Source organism: Clostridia bacterium (assembly GCA_024653205.1).
Taxonomy (GTDB): Bacteria; Bacillota; DSM-521; order Neomoorellales; family SLTJ01; genus JANLFO01.
Genome location: JANLFO010000010.1, coordinates 16,825 through 35,182, shown reverse-complemented (window position 1 = coordinate 35,182; position 18,358 = coordinate 16,825). Strand labels below are relative to the sequence as shown.

Annotated in this window: 20 protein-coding genes, 2 tRNA genes and 1 pseudogene; all 23 read left to right on the top strand. The window is 61.5% G+C overall.

Annotated elements, in window-relative coordinates; all coding sequences use genetic code 11:
- The first annotated feature begins 177 nt into the window (after window positions 1-177).
- The 23 genes and pseudogenes from NUV99_06685 (at window position 178) to NUV99_06575 (ending at window position 18,312) form a co-directional block, all read left to right on the top strand.
- On the top strand, window positions 178-2,112 hold the full coding sequence (locus NUV99_06685; GenBank protein MCR4419801.1) for a sigma 54-interacting transcriptional regulator: 1,935 nt from the start codon (window positions 178-180) through the stop codon (window positions 2,110-2,112).
- A gap of 195 nt (window positions 2,113-2,307) precedes the next feature.
- Entirely contained in the window at window positions 2,308-3,882 is a 1,575-nt protein-coding gene (locus tag NUV99_06680; protein ID MCR4419800.1) for an acyl-CoA carboxylase subunit beta, read from the top strand.
- Window positions 3,883-3,902: 20 nt separating this feature from the next.
- Window positions 3,903-5,057 carry an acyl-CoA dehydrogenase family protein gene (locus NUV99_06675; GenBank protein ID MCR4419799.1) on the top strand — a complete coding sequence of 385 codons (1,155 nt, stop codon included), beginning with the start codon at window positions 3,903-3,905 and terminating at the stop codon, window positions 5,055-5,057.
- 34 nt (window positions 5,058-5,091) lie between these two features.
- On the top strand, window positions 5,092-5,220 hold the full coding sequence (locus NUV99_06670; GenBank protein MCR4419798.1) for a hypothetical protein: 129 nt from the start codon (window positions 5,092-5,094) through the stop codon (window positions 5,218-5,220).
- A 12-nt stretch (window positions 5,221-5,232) separates the two neighbouring features.
- Complete coding sequence (locus NUV99_06665) at window positions 5,233-5,448, top strand: acetyl-CoA carboxylase biotin carboxyl carrier protein subunit (protein MCR4419797.1); 216 nt, start codon at window positions 5,233-5,235, stop codon at window positions 5,446-5,448.
- A 145-nt stretch (window positions 5,449-5,593) separates the two neighbouring features.
- Window positions 5,594-6,712 (top strand): sodium ion-translocating decarboxylase subunit beta, encoded by a 1,119-nt coding sequence (locus NUV99_06660; protein ID MCR4419796.1) that lies wholly within the window; start codon window positions 5,594-5,596, stop codon window positions 6,710-6,712.
- Between the two features lie 116 nt (window positions 6,713-6,828).
- Entirely contained in the window at window positions 6,829-7,593 is a 765-nt protein-coding gene (locus NUV99_06655; GenBank protein ID MCR4419795.1) for an enoyl-CoA hydratase-related protein, read from the top strand.
- A 43-nt stretch (window positions 7,594-7,636) separates the two neighbouring features.
- On the top strand, window positions 7,637-8,707 hold the full coding sequence (gene had / locus NUV99_06650; GenBank protein MCR4419794.1) for a 6-hydroxycyclohex-1-ene-1-carbonyl-CoA dehydrogenase: 1,071 nt from the start codon (window positions 7,637-7,639) through the stop codon (window positions 8,705-8,707).
- Window positions 8,708-8,736: 29 nt separating this feature from the next.
- Window positions 8,737-9,870 carry a 6-oxocyclohex-1-ene-1-carbonyl-CoA hydratase gene (gene oah, locus NUV99_06645; protein ID MCR4419793.1) on the top strand — a complete coding sequence of 378 codons (1,134 nt, stop codon included), beginning with the start codon at window positions 8,737-8,739 and terminating at the stop codon, window positions 9,868-9,870.
- A gap of 204 nt (window positions 9,871-10,074) precedes the next feature.
- On the top strand, window positions 10,075-10,440 hold the full coding sequence (locus tag NUV99_06640; GenBank protein MCR4419792.1) for a hypothetical protein: 366 nt from the start codon (window positions 10,075-10,077) through the stop codon (window positions 10,438-10,440).
- 93 nt (window positions 10,441-10,533) lie between these two features.
- On the top strand, window positions 10,534-11,709 hold the full coding sequence (locus NUV99_06635) for a LysM peptidoglycan-binding domain-containing protein (protein MCR4419791.1): 1,176 nt from the start codon (window positions 10,534-10,536) through the stop codon (window positions 11,707-11,709).
- A gap of 473 nt (window positions 11,710-12,182) precedes the next feature.
- The gene (locus NUV99_06630) at window positions 12,183-12,722 is read left to right on the top strand and encodes a 50S ribosome-binding GTPase (GenBank protein MCR4419790.1); all 540 of its coding nucleotides are present in this window, start codon (window positions 12,183-12,185) and stop codon (window positions 12,720-12,722) included.
- Window positions 12,719-14,176: a ferrous iron transporter B gene (locus tag NUV99_06625; protein MCR4419789.1), complete on the top strand. Its 1,458-nt coding sequence runs from the start codon at window positions 12,719-12,721 to the stop codon at window positions 14,174-14,176. The genes NUV99_06630 and NUV99_06625 overlap by 4 nt, the downstream gene beginning before the upstream one ends.
- Before the next feature lie 5 nt (window positions 14,177-14,181).
- Window positions 14,182-14,703 carry a ferrous iron transport protein A gene (locus NUV99_06620; protein MCR4419788.1) on the top strand — a complete coding sequence of 174 codons (522 nt, stop codon included), beginning with the start codon at window positions 14,182-14,184 and terminating at the stop codon, window positions 14,701-14,703.
- Window positions 14,704-14,807: 104 nt separating this feature from the next.
- Window positions 14,808-15,056, top strand: a complete 249-nt coding sequence (locus NUV99_06615; protein ID MCR4419787.1) for a zinc ribbon domain-containing protein — start codon at window positions 14,808-14,810, stop codon at window positions 15,054-15,056.
- Between the two features lie 2 nt (window positions 15,057-15,058).
- Window positions 15,059-15,586, top strand: a complete 528-nt coding sequence (gene mobB, locus NUV99_06610) for a molybdopterin-guanine dinucleotide biosynthesis protein B (protein ID MCR4419786.1) — start codon at window positions 15,059-15,061, stop codon at window positions 15,584-15,586.
- A 2-nt stretch (window positions 15,587-15,588) separates the two neighbouring features.
- Window positions 15,589-16,446 carry a polyamine aminopropyltransferase gene (speE, locus tag NUV99_06605; protein ID MCR4419785.1) on the top strand — a complete coding sequence of 286 codons (858 nt, stop codon included), beginning with the start codon at window positions 15,589-15,591 and terminating at the stop codon, window positions 16,444-16,446.
- Window positions 16,447-16,449: 3 nt separating this feature from the next.
- Window positions 16,450-17,379: an agmatinase family protein gene (locus tag NUV99_06600; protein MCR4419784.1), complete on the top strand. Its 930-nt coding sequence runs from the start codon at window positions 16,450-16,452 to the stop codon at window positions 17,377-17,379.
- A 49-nt stretch (window positions 17,380-17,428) separates the two neighbouring features.
- Window positions 17,429-17,507 (top strand) — tRNA-Asp (locus NUV99_06595).
- Between the two features lie 7 nt (window positions 17,508-17,514).
- A tRNA-Phe gene (locus tag NUV99_06590) sits at window positions 17,515-17,590 on the top strand.
- A 143-nt stretch (window positions 17,591-17,733) separates the two neighbouring features.
- Entirely contained in the window at window positions 17,734-17,943 is a 210-nt protein-coding gene (locus tag NUV99_06585) for a spore coat associated protein CotJA (protein MCR4419783.1), read from the top strand.
- A 3-nt stretch (window positions 17,944-17,946) separates the two neighbouring features.
- The gene (locus NUV99_06580) at window positions 17,947-18,204 is read left to right on the top strand and encodes a spore coat protein CotJB (protein MCR4419782.1); all 258 of its coding nucleotides are present in this window, start codon (window positions 17,947-17,949) and stop codon (window positions 18,202-18,204) included.
- Between the two features lie 15 nt (window positions 18,205-18,219).
- Window positions 18,220-18,312 (top strand): annotated as a pseudogene (locus tag NUV99_06575) (manganese catalase family protein).
- The last annotated feature ends 46 nt before the right edge of the window (window positions 18,313-18,358 follow it).

Below are 18,358 nucleotides of genomic sequence, written 5' to 3'. Positions count from 1 at the left end.
GCCGGAACCCGACGCTCGAGCCCTAGTTCGGCCGGCGAAGCGATCGGTACGAGGGGGAACCAGGATGCCGGGAGGGAAAGAGTGGGGATCCGCCAGCTACGGGGAGCATGGGGCGCAGTACTCGGACTGCAGCCCGCTAAGAGGCCGGGGCCGCGCGGGGCAAGGGAGGGATACTCCATGGACACCCATATTGCCCTTATCTCCACCTATCCTGAGATGACCAGGCTGGCTCAGGAAGTGGCGGAGGAGTTGGGAGAACCCATCCTCATCAGAGAAGAAGTCCTGGGTGAGGCGCAACGGATTGCCCGGGAAATCGAAAAGAACGGGGTCGAGGTTATTATCAGCCGTGGGGCCACCGGTGCCCAAATCCGCCGGGTAGTCTCCATCCCGGTGATCAACATCGAGATCGGTTCTTTCGAGCTGTTCCAGGCCCTGTGGAAGGGTAAGCAGCTTGGCCGGAAGATCGCCTATGTAGGTTACTTCAAGAGCGACCGCAACTTTGACTTCGGCCTTCTGCAGCGCATGCTGGGTATAGAGGTCAACACCTTCTTCTACCGCACGGAGGACGAACTGGCCGAGCAGATAGTGCAGGCGCGTCATGAAGGCGTGGATACGGTGGTGTGCACGGGCATATGCATCGTGCAGATGGCCGAAGCCCAGGGCATGCGGGGCGTGCTGGTGCAGTCCAGCCGCAATTCACTGGTGCGGGCGGTGCATCGGGCCAAGGAATTGATCATGGTCCGGCGGCGGGAGATGGCCCGGGCGGAGTTATTCCAGACCATTCTCGATTCCGCCTCCGAAGGGATTCTGGCCGTGGACCAGCAGGGTCGCGTAAGTCTGTGCAATCCCGTGGCCGCCCAACTCCTGGGGCTGGATCCCCGTGAGGTCCTCGGACAGCCCGTAGCGGAAGTTGCGGCTACAAATCCCAGTTTGGCCCAGGTGTACGGTGATGCCAGCGCCGTTAACGGCGAGCTATGTCGCTTTGGGGACTTAAGCATAGTCGTAAACCGCGTCCCCATGACCCTGGGTGAGGAGAATATAGGGCTGGTGCTTACCCTCCAGGACGTAACCAGGATCATCCAGCTGGAAGCCAAAATCCGGCGCGAACTCTACCATAAGGGCCTGGTTACCAGATTCAACTTTAGGGACATCATCGGCAGGAGCGAAGCCCTCAAGGAGGCGGTGGAAAAGGCCAAGCGTTACGCGCTGACGGACTCCACCGTGCTCTTGTACGGGGAGACCGGTACGGGGAAGGAACTATTTGCCCAAAGCATTCACGCCCACAGCCGGCGCAAGAACGGGCCCTTTGTGGCCGTTAACTGCGCGGCGCTGCCCGAGAACCTCCTGGAGAGCGAGCTCTTCGGTTACGAAGAGGGGGCCTTTACCGGGGCCAGAAAAGGTGGGAAACCGGGGCTGTTCGAACTTGCTCACACCGGTACCATCTTCCTGGACGAAATCGGGGAAATGCCCTCCCCTTTGCAGGCCAGGCTGCTTCGGGTACTGCAGGAGAAAGAGGTCATGCGCCTGGGGGGGAGCCGGGTAATACCGGTCAACGTGCGGGTTATCGCCGCCACCAACAAGAACCTGCGCCAGGCGGTCCAGGACGGAGCCTTCCGCGCCGACCTGTTCTTCCGCCTGAACATATTGAGCCTCAAGATCCCCTCGCTGCGGGAGCGCAAGGAAGATATTCCGCTGCTGGTCGAGCACTTCATTCGCCGCTATTCCCAGGAACACCGGCTCCTGGTCAGACGGCCCGAAGAAATCCTCATCAAGCGACTGGAATCCTATGAGTGGCCGGGCAACGTTCGGGAGCTGGAGAACTTCATCGAGCGCTACTGTGTCCTGGCCGCCGGAGCGGAAGATGCCGACCAGGTCTTCGAGGAACTCTTTGAGGAGCTGGTGCGGAAGTCGCCGAGCGAAGTGCCCTCTGCTCTCTCCGATGAGGAAGGCAGCAGACTGGTCATTCGGCTCGGCACCCTGGAGGATATGGAGAAGCAGATCCTGCGCCTGGCGCACTCCCGGTGGGGAGTCAACCGTACGGAACTGGCAGAGCGCCTGGGGATCAGCCGCACTACCCTGTGGAAGAAATTAAAAGAATTGGGAGAGGCGTAGTAGACCGCGGTGCAGGCCACGGTCCCCAGTTGGGGCCGTGGCCTGTCTTGAAAGTGAACATCGCGGCCTTGGGGTTTGATTTTTGAACAGAAAAGAAACTGAGGCCACGGCGTTTATCCTGGCATTTTATTTGCATGTCTCCACGGTGACGGCCACTTCCAGGGTAGAAAACCACGGCCAAGAGGGGGATGACTAATGGGCGTTTATGCGGACATGTTTAAGGATCATGCCACCATTTACAAGGAGTACCAGGAGAAGAAGCAGAGGCTCCTGGCCATGGGCGGCCCTCAGGCAGTGGAAGCCCAGCACAAGGCCGGCAAGATGTCCGCCCGGGAGCGCATCGAATACTTCTTTGACCCGGGAACCTTTACCGAGGTGGGCATGTGGGTTACCCACCGCCAAACCGCCTTTGGTATGGCCGGTCGTGTGCTGCCGGCCGAAGGCGTGATCGTCGGATACGGGCGGGTAGAGGGACGGATGGTGGCCGTGGCCGCTGAAGACTATACGGTGATGGCCGGTACCTTCGGCGAGTATCACGGCAAGAAGTTCGCGGAAATGATCGATTTCGCCAAGAAACAGGGCATCCCCTTCATAGGGATGAACGACTCCGGCGGGGCCCGGCTGCAGGAAGGGATGGATACCTTAGAGGCCTATGCCTGGCTGTTCCGTTCCCAGATCCTGGCCTCGGGAATCGTTCCTCAGATCGCCCTGCTGATGGGTCCGTGTTTGGGTGGCCAAGCCTACCATCCGATAATGCAGGACTTCATCATCCAGTGCCGCAAGACCGGTTTCATGGGCATTGCCGGACCCGCGTTCGTCAAGACCCAGACCGGCGAAGACATCACCCTGGAGAAGCTGTGCGGGGTAGAGGCGCACGCGGTGAAGTCGGGTTCCACCCACATTGTGGCCGAAGACGATAAGGACTGCCTGGACAAGGCCAAAGAGTTGCTCCGCTTCCTCCCCTCCAACAATCGGGAGAAGCCACCGCGTATTCCCTGCAACGACGACCCCGAAAGGCTCATTCCCGAACTGGACACGCTGGTACCGGCGGAGCCGTTCAAGCCCTTCGACATGCACGAAGTCATAAATCGCATCGTGGACAACGGGTATTTCTTCGAGATCATGAAGGACTTCGCCCGCAACGTCATTGTGGGCTTTGCCCGGTTCAACGGGCGTTCCTGCGGCATTGTCGCCAGCCAGCCGGCTTGGCTCGCCGGAGGCATAGACTGCGACGCCGCGGACAAGGTGGCCCGCTTCGTACGTTTCTGCGACCTGTTCAACATCCCGCTCATCAACCTGCACGACACCCCGGCGTACTGGATCGGGTCCCGCGAGGAGTGGAAGGGCATTCTCAGGCACGGGGCCAAGATGCTCTATGCGTACATCGACGCCACGGTTCCCAAGGTGACGGTAATCCTGCGTAAGTCCTTCGCCGGCGCCTATCTGGGTATGTGCTGCAAGGATACCGGCGCAGACATCGTGTTCGCTTGGCCCATTGCCCGCATCACCATTGTGGGGGCGGAGACTGCGGCCAGCGTGATCTTTGCCAAGGAGATCAAGTCGGCCGAGAACCCGGAGGAGGTGCAGTACCAGAGGATCAAGGAGTACCGCGACCTTTACGAGAACCCGTACCAGGCGGCAGCCCGGGGTTACGTGGACGACGTGATCATGCCCAGCGAAACCCGCAAGTACATTAACCGGGCCCTGGACGTGCTGGAGAACAAGCAGGAAGTGCGCCCGTGGCGCAAGTACTCTAACATTAACCTGTAACCCGTAAGGAGGGCGGTCAAATGGATTTCTCCTTGAGCGATGAACTCCTTGCCTTCCAGGATCTAGCCCGGGACTTCGCGGCTAAGGAGATTGCCCCCAAGCTGGAGGAGGACGATAAGGCCCACCGCTTCCGCCGGGAACTGGTGGAGAAAATGGGTGAGCTGGGCTTCTTCGGCTGCCTGATCCCGGAGGAGTACGGCGGAAACGAAGCCGGATTCCTGGCCTCGGTGATCATGTGCGAGGAGATCGCCAAGGTCAGCGCGGCCCATACCCTGCCTTTCAACATGCAGGCCCACGGTCCGGCATACACGCTGCTCCGGTGGGGTACGGAGGAGCAGAAGAAGAAATACATTCCCGGCCTGGTATCCGGAAAGATAATCGGTGGCTTTGCCATTACCGAGCCCGATACCGGTTCCGACGTGGCCTCCATGAAGACCACGGCCAAGAAGGACGGCGACTACTACATCCTGAACGGCAGCAAGATGTGGATTTCTAACGCCCACGTGGCCGATTGCCTCCTGGTCTACGCCAAGACGGACCCGTCCGCCGGGGCCAAGGGCATGTCCTGCTTCATCGTAGACACCAATACCCCCGGTTTTTCCGCCCGGCCCATTGAGGATAAGCTGGGTATTCATTGCGCTCCCACGGGGGAAGTTACCTTTGAGGACTGCCGGGTACCCAAAGAGGCGCTCGTCGGGCAAGAGGGTGACGGGTTCAAGATCTGCATGTGGCAGCTTGACAATACCCGCCTGAGCTGCGCCGCCCGGGCCCTGGGCGTGGCCGCGGCCTGTCTGAAGGCGTCGGTGGAGTACGCCAACCAGCGGACCCAGTTTGGGCAGCCTATCGGCCGTTTCCAGATGATCCAGGACGAAATCGCCCGGATGGCGGTGGAAGAGGAGGCGGCGCGCTTCCTGGTCTATCGGGCGGCGTGGCAGAAAGACCAGGACCCCAATGTGCGTAACACCAAGGAGATCTCCATGGCCAAGTACTACGCGGCCGAAGCCGCAGTTAAGGCGGCCAATGAGGCCATGAAAATTTACGGCTCCTACGGTTACTCCGAGGAGTACCCGGTGGCCCGCTACCTGCGCGACGCCAAGTCGTTCCAGGTGGTAGAAGGCACCTCCAACATCCAGAAGGTCATCATCTCCGGCTACGTGCTGGGTTACCGCAAGTAGGGTGCAACCCACCCAGGTGCGGGGAGGTGCGGTCGTGATCGACTGGAGCAAGGCGGTCTCGGTAAGCGCCATCGGACTGGCCAATGTATTTGTGGTTCTGGCGATTCTGGGGCTGGCCGTGTATGCCGTAGGCCGGGTAGTACAAAGAATGGAAAAGAAATGAGGAGGAATGGCAATGGCTACAGAATTGGTTTGCCCCATGGTCGGTAAAGTGGTTTCGGTACTGGTCAAGGACGGCGACCAGGTGCAGGCTAACCAGACGGTTGTGGTCATAGAGGCCATGAAGATGAACGTTGACGTGGTGGCGCCGGCCAGCGGCACCATCAAGGATATCAAGGTGAAACCCGGCGACGTAGTGGACACGGGAATGGTTATGGCCATTATCGAGTAAGCCCAAAGGTTGGCGGGTCGCTCCTGGCGCGGGCGACCCGCCGGTTTTTACTTTCCTCGTGTATGCAGCATACAGACTACCTGCTTGCCAGCCCGGGGCGGCTGGCGCCTTCATCGGGAGCGGGTAGGGAAAGGGGAGGATGAATATGGCCCTCAGTAACGTCTTTGACTTCGTCCAACGCATGGGCCTTATGGATCTTACCTGGGGCCAGGCAGTCATGTGGCTCGTGGCCTTTGTTCTGCTGTACCTGGGAATAGCCAAGAAGGTCGAGCCTCTGCTGCTGGTGCCCATTGGCTTCAGCGTCTTTGTGGTCAACTTCCCCCGGGCGGATCTCATGGCGCCGGGGCACCTGTTTGATCTCTTCTACAGTTACGGTATCAAGACGGAACTCATACCCCCTCTTATCTTTCTGGGGCTGGGAGCCATGACCGATTTCGGACCGGTTATCGCCAATCCCAAGACGCTGCTTTTGGGAGCGGCAGCGCAGATCGGGGTGTACATCACCTTCTTCGGGGCTCTTCTTCTGGGCTTCAGCATTCCCGAGGCAGCCTCTATCGGCATCATCGGGGGCGCAGACGGCCCTACGACCATCTACCTGACCAGCAATTTAGCTCCCCACCTTCTCGGGGTGACGGCGGTGGCCGCCTACTCCTACATGGCTCTGGTTCCGATCATCCAGCCGCCGATAATGAAGGCCTTAACCACCAAAGAGGAACGCGGAAGGGTCATGCGGCAATTGCGCAAGGTTTCAAAGACCGAAAAAATACTCTTCCCGGTAGTGGCGTGCATAATTATCATCCTGATCCTTCCGGAGTCCGCACCCCTGATGGCCATGTTCATGCTGGGTAACCTCTTCATGGAGTGCGGAGTGGTAGGCCGGCTGACCGAAACCGCGCGTACGGCCCTCATGGACATTGTAACTATATTCCTGGGACTAGGTGTGGGTGCCACCATGAGCGCGGAAACCTTCCTGCGGCCCCAGTCCTTGTTTGTCTTCGCCTTAGGGGTAGTAGCCTTTGCCACCTGTACCGCGGGCGGGATTCTAATTGCCAAGTTGATGAACCTGTTCAGCCGGGAACCGATCAATCCCCTTATCGGTTCGGCCGGCGTGTCGGCGGTGCCCATGGCGGCGCGGGTTTCGCACAAGGTGGCGGCGGAGGCCAATCCGCAGACGTATTTGCTCATGCACGCCATGGGACCCAACGTCGCCGGAGTGATCGGAACCCTGTGCGCGGCGGCATCCTTCCTGGCCCAGCTCAAGTAGCTGTAACGAATAAGGCGTTTCTTCGCTCCGGCGGGTTAACTCCCACTTCACCCTAAAGAGTGAAGGAACGGGAACGGGCGGCGGAGAAAGATGAGCCGCGAAAGGGGGGAAGCGTAGTGGGTTACGAATGCCTCAAGGTGGCTTCCCAGGACGGCGTCAGCCGCATAACCCTTAATCGGCCGCCGTTGAACGTACTGAACATTGCCATGATGCAGGAGTTGGTGCAGGCCCTGGAGGCGGCCGCCAAAGAGGACACGGGCGTCATTCTCATCAACGCCGAGGGTCGGGCTTTTTCCGCCGGCGTGGACGTGGGCGACCACAAGCCGGACAAGGTGGCGGACATGGTAGCGGTATTTGACCGGATCTTCCACACCATAGACGCCATAGACAAGCCGGTAGTGGCGGCGGTCAACGGCGCGGCGCTGGGCGGGGGATGCGAGCTGGTGTTGGCCTGTGACCTGGTGGTAGCATCCGAAAGGGCCAAGCTGGGTCAGCCGGAAATTGCCGTGGGTGTCTTCCCTCCCGTGGCCGCCTATCTCCTCCCCCGGCTCGCAGGCTACGTTCCGGCCATGGAACTCATCCTGAGCGGGGAAACTATTGATGCGCGGCGGGCGTACGAACTGGGGCTGGTGAACAAAGTGGTGCCGGCCGGGAACTTCGAGGCGGAAGTAGAGAGCTTCTTAACTAAATTCACGGATAAGAGCCCGGTGGTCCTGGCCTTGACCAAGAAGGCGGTGAAGGCCGGGCTGAACCGCGACTTCCGCAGCGGTATGGAGGTCATCGACCGCATCTACCTGGAGGAATTGATGCGTACTGCGGACGCGGTGGAAGGCCTGAACGCCTTCCTGGAGAAGAGAAAGCCGGTGTGGCGGGGCAGGTAAGAGCCGAAAGAAAGGTGCTGGTTTGGAAAGGGAGGTGCTAGCCTTGGGCGTGCCCAGTAAGATCGAAACCTGGCAGATGGCAGAGCCGGGCAAGCTGGTGCGGACCAGTATCGACGTGCCCGAGCTTAAGCCTGGAGAGGCCCTGGTGGAGGTTGCCGCCTGCGGCGTATGTCACACCGACGTGGGTTACTTCTACGACGGGGTGCCCACGGTGACCAAGCCGCCGCTGACCCTGGGGCACGAAATTAGCGGCAGGGTGGTGGCGGGAGAGGCCAGTCTGATCGGCAAGGAAGTAATTATCCCCGCGGTAATGCCCTGCCACAACTGTCCCATCTGCGCGGCCGGCCGGGAGAACCGCTGCCTTAACCAAAAGATGCCGGGTAACAGCTACGGCATTTACGGGGGTTTCTCGAGCCACATCCCGGTGCCGGCGGTTGACCTTTGCGTGGTGGAGGACCGCAAGGGTAAACCTCTGGAATACCTGGCGGTAGTGGCCGACGCCATTACCTCCCCCTATCAGGCCGCCAAGAGGGCGGACCTGCAGGAAGGAGACTTAGTAGTAGTCATAGGCGCTACCGGCGGAATCGGGGTATATATGACCCAGATTGCCTCGGTGATGGGGGCCAAGGCGGTAGTGGCCATCGCCCGCAACCAGGAAAAGCTGGAGCGCTCTCTGCAGTTCGGGGCCACCCACGCCATAAGCACCGCCGACAAATCGGTCAAGGACGTCCGGGACGAATTCCGCGCTTACTGCAAGGCCAACGGCTTCCCCTCCAACTACGGGTGGAAGATTTTTGAGTGCAGCGGGAGCAAGGTCGGCCAGGAGACCGCCCTGGAATTACTGGCCTTTATCGGCAAACTAATAGTAGTGGGTTACGGCATGCAGAAGGTAGAGTACATGCTGTCGCGGCTCATGGCCTTTGACGCGGAGATCATCGGCACGTGGGGATGCAAGCCGCAGTACTATCCGGAAGTGCTGCAGATGGTACTGGACGACAGGATCAAGGTGGAGCCCTTCGTGGAACTGCGTCCCATGAGCCAGATCGAGCAGGCCTTCAGGGACTCTCATGGTGGCCGGTTGACCAAACGGGTGGTACTGACCCCCGACTTCTAATAAACAGTTTGGGATAAGGAGGAATGTCTATGGCACTGGATTGGCTGGTACGTGACAACGAGCCCAAGGATCACCATCTGTTCGGTGATGAGTTCTTCGGTACCGAGCCCCCATGCACAATGTATGAAAAGAAGCCCGTGGTAGACCCCAAGGGAAACGTAGTGGAGGGGCTCTACACTGCGTGGATCACCCTGAACAACCCCGCCCAGTACAACTCCTACACCACCGAGATGGTCAAGGGCGTAATTGCCGGGATGCATAGGGCTTCCATGGAGCGGGACGTGGTGGCCATCATCTTCACCGGGGCCGGAGACCGTGCGTTCTGCACCGGCGGTAACACCAAGGAGTACGCCGAGTACTACAGCCGGCGGCCGCTGGAGTACATCCAGTACATGGACCTCTTCTCCGGGATGGTGGATGCCATCCTTAAGGCCCGCAAGCCCGTGATCTGCCGGTGCAACGGTATGCGCGTGGCCGGCGGCCAGGAGATCGGCCAGGCGTGCGACTTTACCGTGGCCGCCGATACCGCCTCCTTCGGGCAGGCCGGTACCCGCCACGGGTCGGCTCCGGTCGGCGGCGCCACCGACTTCCTGCCCTGGAACCTCTCCATGGAGCAGGCCATGTGGAGCGCGGTGTCCAACGAGCTGTGGAGCGCCTACAAGATGGAGCGCCTCGGCCTGGTTACCAAGGCTGTACCCATCAAGAAGAACGCCAAGGGCGAATGGGTCCGCGACCCTCGGGTAATTACCGAGAAGTACGTCGACAACGGCGAGATCGTCTACGGCGAGTTCAAGACCGGAGAGGAATACCAGAAGGCCATGGAGGAGCTCAAGGGCCTTCAGACCGATTTCAGCCTGCTGGACGCTTACATCGACAAGATGGTGTGGACGCTGACCAATATCATGCCCATGTGCTCCATGAACACTATTGAGAGCGTACGCTCCAAGAAGCGCTACTTCTGGGATCTCCTCAAGTCGGCCCAACTGTACTGGCTGGGTGCCAACATGTGCGGCGAGGCCTACATGGGCTTCAACGCCTTCAACACCCAGAAGCTCACCGGCGAGCGGGAAATCGACTGGATCAAGTACCGCAAGGCACTGGCCGATGTACGGACCTTCGACGACGCCCTGTTCGAGGAGCTTATGCCCAAGCCGAAGAAGTAGCTTCCGGCTCACAGCTTTCTACACCGGGGTCCCCAAAAGGGGCCTCGGTTTTGTTTTTTGGGTAGAGAGGAGTAGCCAGGCAGGCCGGTGAGCGCTGCTGGGCCCGCCCGGGTTGCCCTGTCCAATTAGGCTCGGGTTGGGACCGGTTGATCAGGGAGGGCATATACTGTTTACCGGTCGTCACATTGAAGCGGAGGCGATAGCGTGGCCGGTAGTGCGATTTCCGGTTTCCTTTCCCTGCTCGAGCGCCAGGCTCCCGGCAAGGTCGGCTCCGAGCAGCTGGTAGGGCTGTTGAGCCTTTATACCCTCCTGGCCATAGTGGACTACCTGCAGCAGAGTTCCGGAGCGGTTCGGGCGCTGCCTGCGGAGCCCTCTGCGGCCTCCGAGCCCGCGCTGCAGAAAGCGCTGGCCGCGGTGCTCGGCGGCTCAGATCACGAAGCCGCTTCCGGCCTGGCCAACTTGGCCCGTTCCTTGGGTAAGAACCCGGCGGCGCTGATGGGACTGGTCAACCTTCTGGCACCCGAAAGGGGCCCGGACCGGGCGACGGGGGAGAAGAAAGGCCGGGCATAATTTACCAAGAGGGTTGTCCCTTCCCTCGTAGAACTTGTCATCCCAAAACTGGGCCCAGAGCCCAAGCGCCAATTCTACGAGGGAGGGAAGACCGTGCGGAGGCTCAGGTGGATTCTGGCCGCGGTGGTGTGGGGATTGTTTTTGCAATTTTGGGTTGGACAGGCCCTGGCGGCCGAGGGGGCCTACTGGGGCTATCGGGTGAGTGGCGGCGACACGCTGTGGCTTCTATCTCAGCGTTACGGGACCACGGTGGCCGAGATTCAGACGTTGAACCAACCGGGTACCGACCTTAGACCCGGGCAGTTTCTGTACCTGCCGGTCCTGAGAGAAGGAGACGGGTTGGTCTACCGCGTGCAGCCGGGTGATACCCTGTACTTAATATCCCGCCGTCACGGTCGTGAGGTGGAAGCGATTCGGCGGCTGAACGGGCTGGGTCAAGACCTCATCTATCCCGGGCAGACCCTACTTGTTCCCATCGCTGCCGAAGGCTACCTGCCCTACAGCGTACAGCCGGGAGATACCCTGTATCTTCTCGCCCGGCGAGTAGGCACTTCCGTGGACAGGTTGAAACAGCTCAACGGGTTGCCCGGCGAGGTCCTGCTGCGGGGGCAGCTGCTGCAGATACCCCGGGACCGCGCCTCGGAGGATGATCGCGGTGCGGACAGCGGGCACCAGGTCATCCTGTACCGGGTGGTGAGCGGAGACACCCTGGGTTCTCTGGCCCGGCGGTTCGGCACAACGGTGGGGGCCATTTACGCCACCAATCGGCTGCACTCGGAGGTATTGATGCCCGGCCAACCCCTCTACATTCCGGTCGGAAGCTCGCAACCCGTGTCAGTGGCCGGCCCGCGCGGGGAACAGCGGGAGGGCTACGGCGAGCTGCTGGATTGGGAGTGGGCGCGCTGGGTATACAACCCGGGGACGGTGGCCACGCTGACCGACTTCTACACCGGCCGCAGTTTTCGGGTCCGCCATTTGGGGGGGTCCAATCACGCCGACTCCGAACCCCTAACCCGGGCGGACACCGCGGTAATGAAGGCGGTCTTCGGCGGCACCTGGTCCTGGAGCAAGCGGCCGGCACTCCTGGACGTGGAGGGCAGGGTGCTGGCGGCCTCCATGGCGGGTATGCCCCACGACGTGGAAAGCATCCCGGACAACGATTTTTCCGGCCACTTCGACCTGTACTTCTATAACAGCCGCACCCATAACACCAACGCCCCGGACGCGGTACACCAGCGCAACGTACTTATTGCCGCCGGAAGAATCTGAGCAACGGGCACGGGCGGCCGCCGGGTGGCCTTCACCCACTCCTGCAGGCGGCAATAGGGCGGCGCCCGGCTGCCCCCGGCGCTTCAAGGCAGGGTTAGATCGTCTGCCGGCCGGCGCCCGGTTCGGGAACCGACACGCTGCGGGTACCGGTGAAACCGTAGCCACGGCGCAGCTTTGGGCCGGCAAGCGGTACCGGGCGCCACGGATGGCGCTGGAGCCGCAAGGCCCCGGAGGGCAGGGCGAGTGCTGGTTCGGTCGGCCAAGTGATAGTACGGAATGGGGAGCGCCCGGTACCGCCTAAGGCGACATTGGGATATGCAGACGTAGTTCATCTTGACAAATGAGAGACGTTATCATTATAGTATTACCGGATAGTATTACCGGGCTGAAGCCCGTGACCATTTACGAACCGCATGGTTCTTTTTCTTCTTCTCGCTTATTGAGAATGATAATCAATTTCGGAGGTCAGAGCGGTGGAGGGTGAGGTGAAGGGCAGGGAAACCGGCCCGCGGTTGGTCCTGATGGGCGCGCCCAACGTAGGGAAGAGCGCCCTGTTCTGGGCCCTGACCGGAATGTATGCCACCATCTCCAATTATCCCGGTACCACGGTGGAAGTAACCAGGGGACGGGCGGTGATCGGCAACCGGACGTGGGAAGTAATCGACACGCCGGGTCTCTATTCCCTGCTACCCATTACCGAGGAAGAGAAGGTGGCGAGAGCCATCCTGTTCACGGGTCCGGAACTGGTACTGCACGTGGTTGACGGCAAGCATCTGGAGCGCTCGCTGGCGCTGACCCTCCAGCTCATGGATACCGGGTTGCCCCTAATACTCGTGGTTAACATGCTGGACGAAGCGGAAAGGGCCGGCATAAAGGTGGACCTGGCTCGGCTTCAGGAGCGGCTGGGCATTCCGGTGGTAGGAACTGCGGCGGCCACCGGACGCGGGCTGGAAGAGCTAAAGGCATCCGTATCCCGGAGTTGGCACCGGACGGGTGAGAGGGAGGCAGTATGAGTACTCAAGTGCCATCCCCTGCGTACCGGCTTTCGGCCGAACTGGAGACTGCCGTTGAGCAGCTGAGCGGTCTCCTCAAGGCCTCTTACCCGGTGGCCCGGAGGGCGGTGGCCTTACTGCTCCTGGCCGGAGACCCCGAGGTGACGGCGCTGGTAGCGGAGCGGGAGGCCGGACGGGCGTGGGAGATCCAAAGCCAGGTCGAGAAACTTCGCTCCGCCTGCCGGCATCCTTTTCGCTACGTTCTAATGCGGGAGTACTACCGGGTAGGAGCCGAACTGGCCGAGGGGGTGGTCTCGCGCCCGCCCCAAGCCCGGACGGGTCTCGGGACCAGGATCGGCGAGTGGGTCATTCGGCCCTGGCCGGGCATACCGATTCTGCTCCTGGTACTGTACCTCGGCCTCTACCAATTCGTCGGCCGATTCGGTGCGGGCTGGCTGGTAGGGTTGCTCGAGGAAGGCCTGTTCGAGCGGGTTATCAATCCGCAGGTCAATGCCTGGGTGGCCGCCCTGCCCTGGCCGTGGCTGAGGGAACTGATCGGCATGGAATACGGGGTGGTTACCCTGGGCTTGCGGTATGCCGTCGCCATCGTCCTGCCCGTGGTAGGGATGTTCTTCCTGGTTTTCTCGCTGCTTGAGGATAGCGGTTACCTTCCGCGCCTTGCCTTGCTGGCGGACCGGATTCTCAAGTTCGTCGGCCTGAACGGCCGCGCGGTAATCCCGCTGGTTCTCGGGTTGGGCTGCGGTACCATGGCCACGCTGGTAACCCGTACTCTGGAGACCCGGAGAGAAAAGGTGATCGCCACCCTGCTCCTGGCCCTGGGAGTACCCTGTTCCGCCCAACTGGGAGTGACCCTGGCCCTTCTTTCCTCCTATCCCCGGGCCCTGCTGTTGTGGGCAGGCGTGGTGGCCCTGGTGCTCGCCCTGGCAGGTCGCCTGGCCTCACGGCTGCTGGCCGGAGAGGCCTCCGGTTTCTACCTCGAGTTGCCTCCCTTGCGCTGGCCCCGGCCGGATAACGTGCTCACCAAGACCTGCGTTCGCATGCGCTGGTACTTCCTGGAGGTGCTGCCGATCTTTCTTGCCGTCAGCGTGATTATCTGGGCGGCGAGACTGGCCAACGTTTTTGACCTGATCCTTGAGGGGCTGGCACCTCTGGTCGGAACTCTGGGGCTGCCGCCGGAAACGGCGCCGGCCTTCCTCTACGGGTTCTTCCGGCGTGACTACGGGGTAGCCGGACTGTACGACCTGGCATCTGCCGGGGCCTTGACTCCGGAGCAATTACTGGTAGCCTGCGTGGTTCTGACCCTTTTCCTACCCTGCGTGGCTCAGGCCATGCTGATGATCCGGGAGCGGGGCCTGAAGAGCGCGGCCGCGATAATGCTGCTCGTGCTGGCCGTGGCCTTTTCAGGCGGGTACCTGCTGAACCGGCTAATCCTGTTGTGGGGGATAGGGCTTTGAACCGGATGGGGACAGGCCGTTGGGTGGGCATGACGGGAAGCGGCATGCGGGGCTGCTGGTGGCGGTGGGCCGGCGGCCGCTTCTCCCAGGGAGATGGGACCTGCCCGGGCCGGAGGTGGCGGTGGCGCTTTCGCGGGGGTAGAGGCAGGGGAAAGGAGGAGGTTCCCGGTCGGCAAGCGGTGGCGGGTGAGCCTCTCCCCGGTCTTGAAGAAGGCGCCCTGTGCCGGATAGTGGAACTGGATACTCTGGACCCCTTGCGTCTGCAGCGCCTCCTGGCCCTCGGCCTGGTACCGGGAACCCGGGTGAAGCTAATGCAGCGTTTTCCCTGCTACGTGGTGTCGCTGGGAACGGCGCAGGTGGCGCTGGACGCCCACACGGCGGCCGCGGTCCGGGTGGCCCGGGAGTCCGCACTTTCGGAGGCACCGTCGGAGACCGAAACTCCTTCCAGGAATAGCGAATCCGATCGGCCCGGCCATAGCCCCGTGGAGCCCGAACCCGGCCGACCGGGCGGCGAAGGCAGCACCTAGAGGCCTTTTTCTCAGGGAAGGCCGGCCTTGACAAACGGGTGGCTCTGGCGTATAAATCTGGCTAGGGTTCTCAAGGCGAATACCGTCGTCAGGAGGTGTAGGCCGTGCCTGCTTATGATTACCGCTGCGAACGTTGCGGTGTCTTCGAGGTGCAGCAGCGCATCACCGAACTGCCGCTCACCAGCTGCCCCACGTGCGGCGGGCCGGTGACGCGCCTTCTCAGCCGTAACGTATCCATTCTGTACAAGGGGAGCGGCTGGCATTGTACCGACTACCGCAGCCAGGAGTACAAGGAGAAGGCGGAGGCGGAGAGCGGCGGCTCCAAGGCCGAAACACCTTCGGCGGCCAGTTGAGCATGTTAGCCGGTGGGTCAGCGCCAGTTCTGGCGGTTGTAGGCTGGAGCGGTAGCGGGAAGACAACCTTAATCGAGAGGCTGATTTCGGCTTTGGCGGCACGGGGCCTGGGCCGGGTAGCGGTCATCAAGCATTCCCACCATTTATTTGCCGACGTACCGGGCAAGGACACCGATCGGTTGCGGAAGGCGGGTGCGGCAGCGGTGGGATTGCTGGCCGCCGATGCGGGCCTGTTGTGCTACCGATCCGAGCAGGAAGAGGGGCCCGAGGGACTGTTGGGTTTGCTTGCCACCCTCGGCCCTTTTGATTTGGTGTTGCTGGAGGGTTTCAAGAGCCGGCCGGGTCCCAAGATAGAGGTGGTGCGCCGGGCGGTAAATCCCCAGCTTATTTCGCCCCCGGAGGAGCTATTGGCCGTGGTGGGAGACGTTCCGCCTCCGGCCGGAGTCCGCTGGATCCGTTACGGTGAAGAGGATAGACTGGCGGAGATAGTGTTGGATTGGCTGGAGAGGCGGAAGGGCGGGAGGCGGTAATGGTGAAGGGTCTGTGGTTTACCGAGCTTCAAACTCCGACGCTGGCCCTGTCTTGCAAGGTGAAGGAGACTTTACACCGCGAGAAAACCCCGTACCAGGAGTTGGCGGTACTCGATACCGAGCCTTTCGGTCGGATGCTGACCCTGGACGGCGTTATCCAGACCACGGTAGGGGACGAGTTCGTCTACCATGAAATGATTACCTGGGTGGCACTCAACACCCACCCCTGCCCGCGCCGGGTGCTCATCATAGGCGGGGGAGACGGTGGAGCCCTGCGCGAGGTACTCAAGCACCCGGCGGTGGAATCCGCCACCCTAGTGGAGATCGACCGGCGAGTAGCGGAAGTGTCACGTCAATACCTTCCCGAAATCGCCCTGGCCCTGGACGACCCCCGGGCCCAGATCCGGTACGAAGACGGCATAGTGCACGTGCGGGAGCATCCGGCAGCCTACGACGTCATCATAGTGGATTCCACCGATCCCGTGGGGCCGGCGGAAGGCCTGTTCGCGGCCACCTTCTACGAGGACGTTCACCGCGCGCTTCGCGAGGACGGGCTTTTCGTGGCGCAAACCGAGTCCCCGTTCTTCAACCAGGACCTCCTGGGGCGCATCTACCGGGCCGTATCCCGGGTTTTTGCCCTTTGCCGGGTATATCTGGCCTGCGTGCCCACCTATCCGGGAGGCCTCTGGAGCTTCACCTTGGGAAGCAAGGTTTACGATCCTCTGGCGGTGGAGCCCGAGATGTCCCGGGGTGCGGCCACCCGGTACTACAACCCCGCGGTTCACCGCGCGGCCTTCGCCCTGCCCAACTTCGTTCGGGAGTTGTTGGACGGTTCGGCCTCGGCCGGAGGAGAGGAATAGATCTTGTTGGAGCCTTTTCGGGTCGAGCGCAAGGGGGGGTTCCTGGGGGCATCCGCCAGTTGGGAAGGTTGCCGGTGGGTACTGGTCGGAATACCCCTGGACGATACCGCCTCCTTTCGTCCCGGTACGCGGTTCGCCCCGGCCCGTATTCGGGAGGTCTCCGAGGGACTGGAGGAGTACAGCCTCCGCCTGGATCGGAGTCTGGAGGAAGCCGGTCTGCACGACCTCGGCGACCTGAGGCTGGTTCCCGGCCATACCGCGGGTAACCTGCAGCAGATCGAAGCCTGCGTGGCCTGGCTGGCAGAGCAGGAGAAGAGAATCGCCGTGGTAGGCGGCGAGCACCTCCTCACCTACGGCGTGCTTCGGGCGCTAGCCGGGTTTTATCCCGACCTGGCAGTCCTCCACTGGGACGCCCACGCCGACCTGCGTCCGGAGTATCTGGGCAGCCGGTTATCCCACGCCACCACCATGCACCTGGTGAGGGACCTGGGTTTGTCCGTTTATCACCTGGGCATCCGCTCGGCGGCCCCGGAAGAGCGGGCTCTGGTTTCCTCGCTGATGAAGGGAACGGAAAACGGTGGCCAAGGCGGCAGCCGAAGTAACCCGGGACTGCATTCTCAGCGTGGCAGGCTTTTCGCCCACCGGGTGGCGGCACCTATGGCCGAACTGGTGGCCCAGCTTCGCAACCACCCGGTGTACCTGACCTGCGACATTGACGTCCTGGATCCGGCCTTTGCCCCCGGGACCGGTTGTCCGGAACCGGGAGGAGTAGAACCGGAAGAACTCTTCCGGGCAATCGGCTGTCTGGAGAGGGTCCGTCTGGTGGGGTTCGATGTGGTGGAGGTGAACCCGCTGGTGGACGTGGGTGACATTACCTCCCTGGTGGCGGCCAAGCTGATCCGCGAACTGCTTCTGGTCCAGGCCGGGGTTTGACACCGGCGCAAACGCCGTGATATAATAACGGCGTCAGTGGTGGAGCTGTGGAGCTGTGGTGTAGCACGGTTTAACACGCCGGCCTGTCACGCCGGAGATCGCGGGTTCAAATCCCGTCAGCTCCGCCATGAAGGTGCCTCGGTAGCTCAGTTGGTAGAGCAGTGGACTGAAAATCCACGTGTCGGCGGTTCGATTCCGCCCTGAGGCACCATAAAAACGAGAAACCTGCGGCGGGACCGAGCAATTGCTGCTCGGTCCCGGCTTTCTGCGCTCCTTCCCTTTCCCTCCCCGTGCACCCGGGAAGTGAACCCCGCCGGACCCGCACTCATATCTTGATGGCAGGAGGTGGTATGTATGACAGCATTAGGCAAGGAAAAGCCCGAGTCGTCTGCTCCTTCCGGAGGCGAGGCCCTGGGAGCCGGGCCTGCCCGGCGCCTGGCTCGGGCTTATGTTCCCTTTCAGGAATATACCCGGCGCTACAGTCCCGAGGAGGGTTTAAAAAAGGGTACGATTTTCCCCGAACTCTACCAACCGTACCGATTGGGTGGCAGCCGGGAGGGATAATGAATGGATTCGCACCGCAGAGAGTTGCTCCGCAAGATTATGGCCCTGGAATTCTCTGCCCTGGAACTGAACCTCTACTTGGATACCCACCCGAATGACGATAGGGCGTTGGCGGACTTCAACCAGGTAGCGCACGAGTTGGCCGGGTTGAAGCAGGAGTATGAACACCGCTACGGGCCGCTGTTCAACTACGGCTGGGGTCCCAGCCACGACTGCTGGCGCTGGCCGGATGAACCCTGGCCCTGGGAAGTATCCTGGTAAAGGGGGGAGAGGCGGATGTGGGTTTACGAAAAGAAGCTGCAGTACCCTATTAGAGTGCGTCAACCCAATCCCCGCCTGGCCAAGAACGTTATTACCCAGTATGGGGGCCCGTACCGCCCTTATTGCTATCCTGCCTGAGTTACATACCCGTGCA

Coding starts and splice junctions, on each gene's coding strand:
- NUV99_06685 (MCR4419801.1), top strand. CDS start 178: ATGGACACCCATATTGCCCTTATCTCCACCTATCCTGAGATGACCAGG.
- NUV99_06680 (MCR4419800.1), top strand. CDS start 2,308: ATGGGCGTTTATGCGGACATGTTTAAGGATCATGCCACCATTTACAAG.
- NUV99_06675 (MCR4419799.1), top strand. CDS start 3,903: ATGGATTTCTCCTTGAGCGATGAACTCCTTGCCTTCCAGGATCTAGCC.
- NUV99_06665 (MCR4419797.1), top strand. CDS start 5,233: ATGGCTACAGAATTGGTTTGCCCCATGGTCGGTAAAGTGGTTTCGGTA.
- NUV99_06660 (MCR4419796.1), top strand. CDS start 5,594: ATGGCCCTCAGTAACGTCTTTGACTTCGTCCAACGCATGGGCCTTATG.
- oah (MCR4419793.1), top strand. CDS start 8,737: ATGGCACTGGATTGGCTGGTACGTGACAACGAGCCCAAGGATCACCAT.
- NUV99_06625 (MCR4419789.1), top strand. CDS start 12,719: ATGAGTACTCAAGTGCCATCCCCTGCGTACCGGCTTTCGGCCGAACTG.
- NUV99_06620 (MCR4419788.1), top strand. CDS start 14,182: ATGGGGACAGGCCGTTGGGTGGGCATGACGGGAAGCGGCATGCGGGGC.
- mobB (MCR4419786.1), top strand. CDS start 15,059: ATGTTAGCCGGTGGGTCAGCGCCAGTTCTGGCGGTTGTAGGCTGGAGC.
- NUV99_06585 (MCR4419783.1), top strand. CDS start 17,734: ATGACAGCATTAGGCAAGGAAAAGCCCGAGTCGTCTGCTCCTTCCGGA.
- NUV99_06580 (MCR4419782.1), top strand. CDS start 17,947: ATGGATTCGCACCGCAGAGAGTTGCTCCGCAAGATTATGGCCCTGGAA.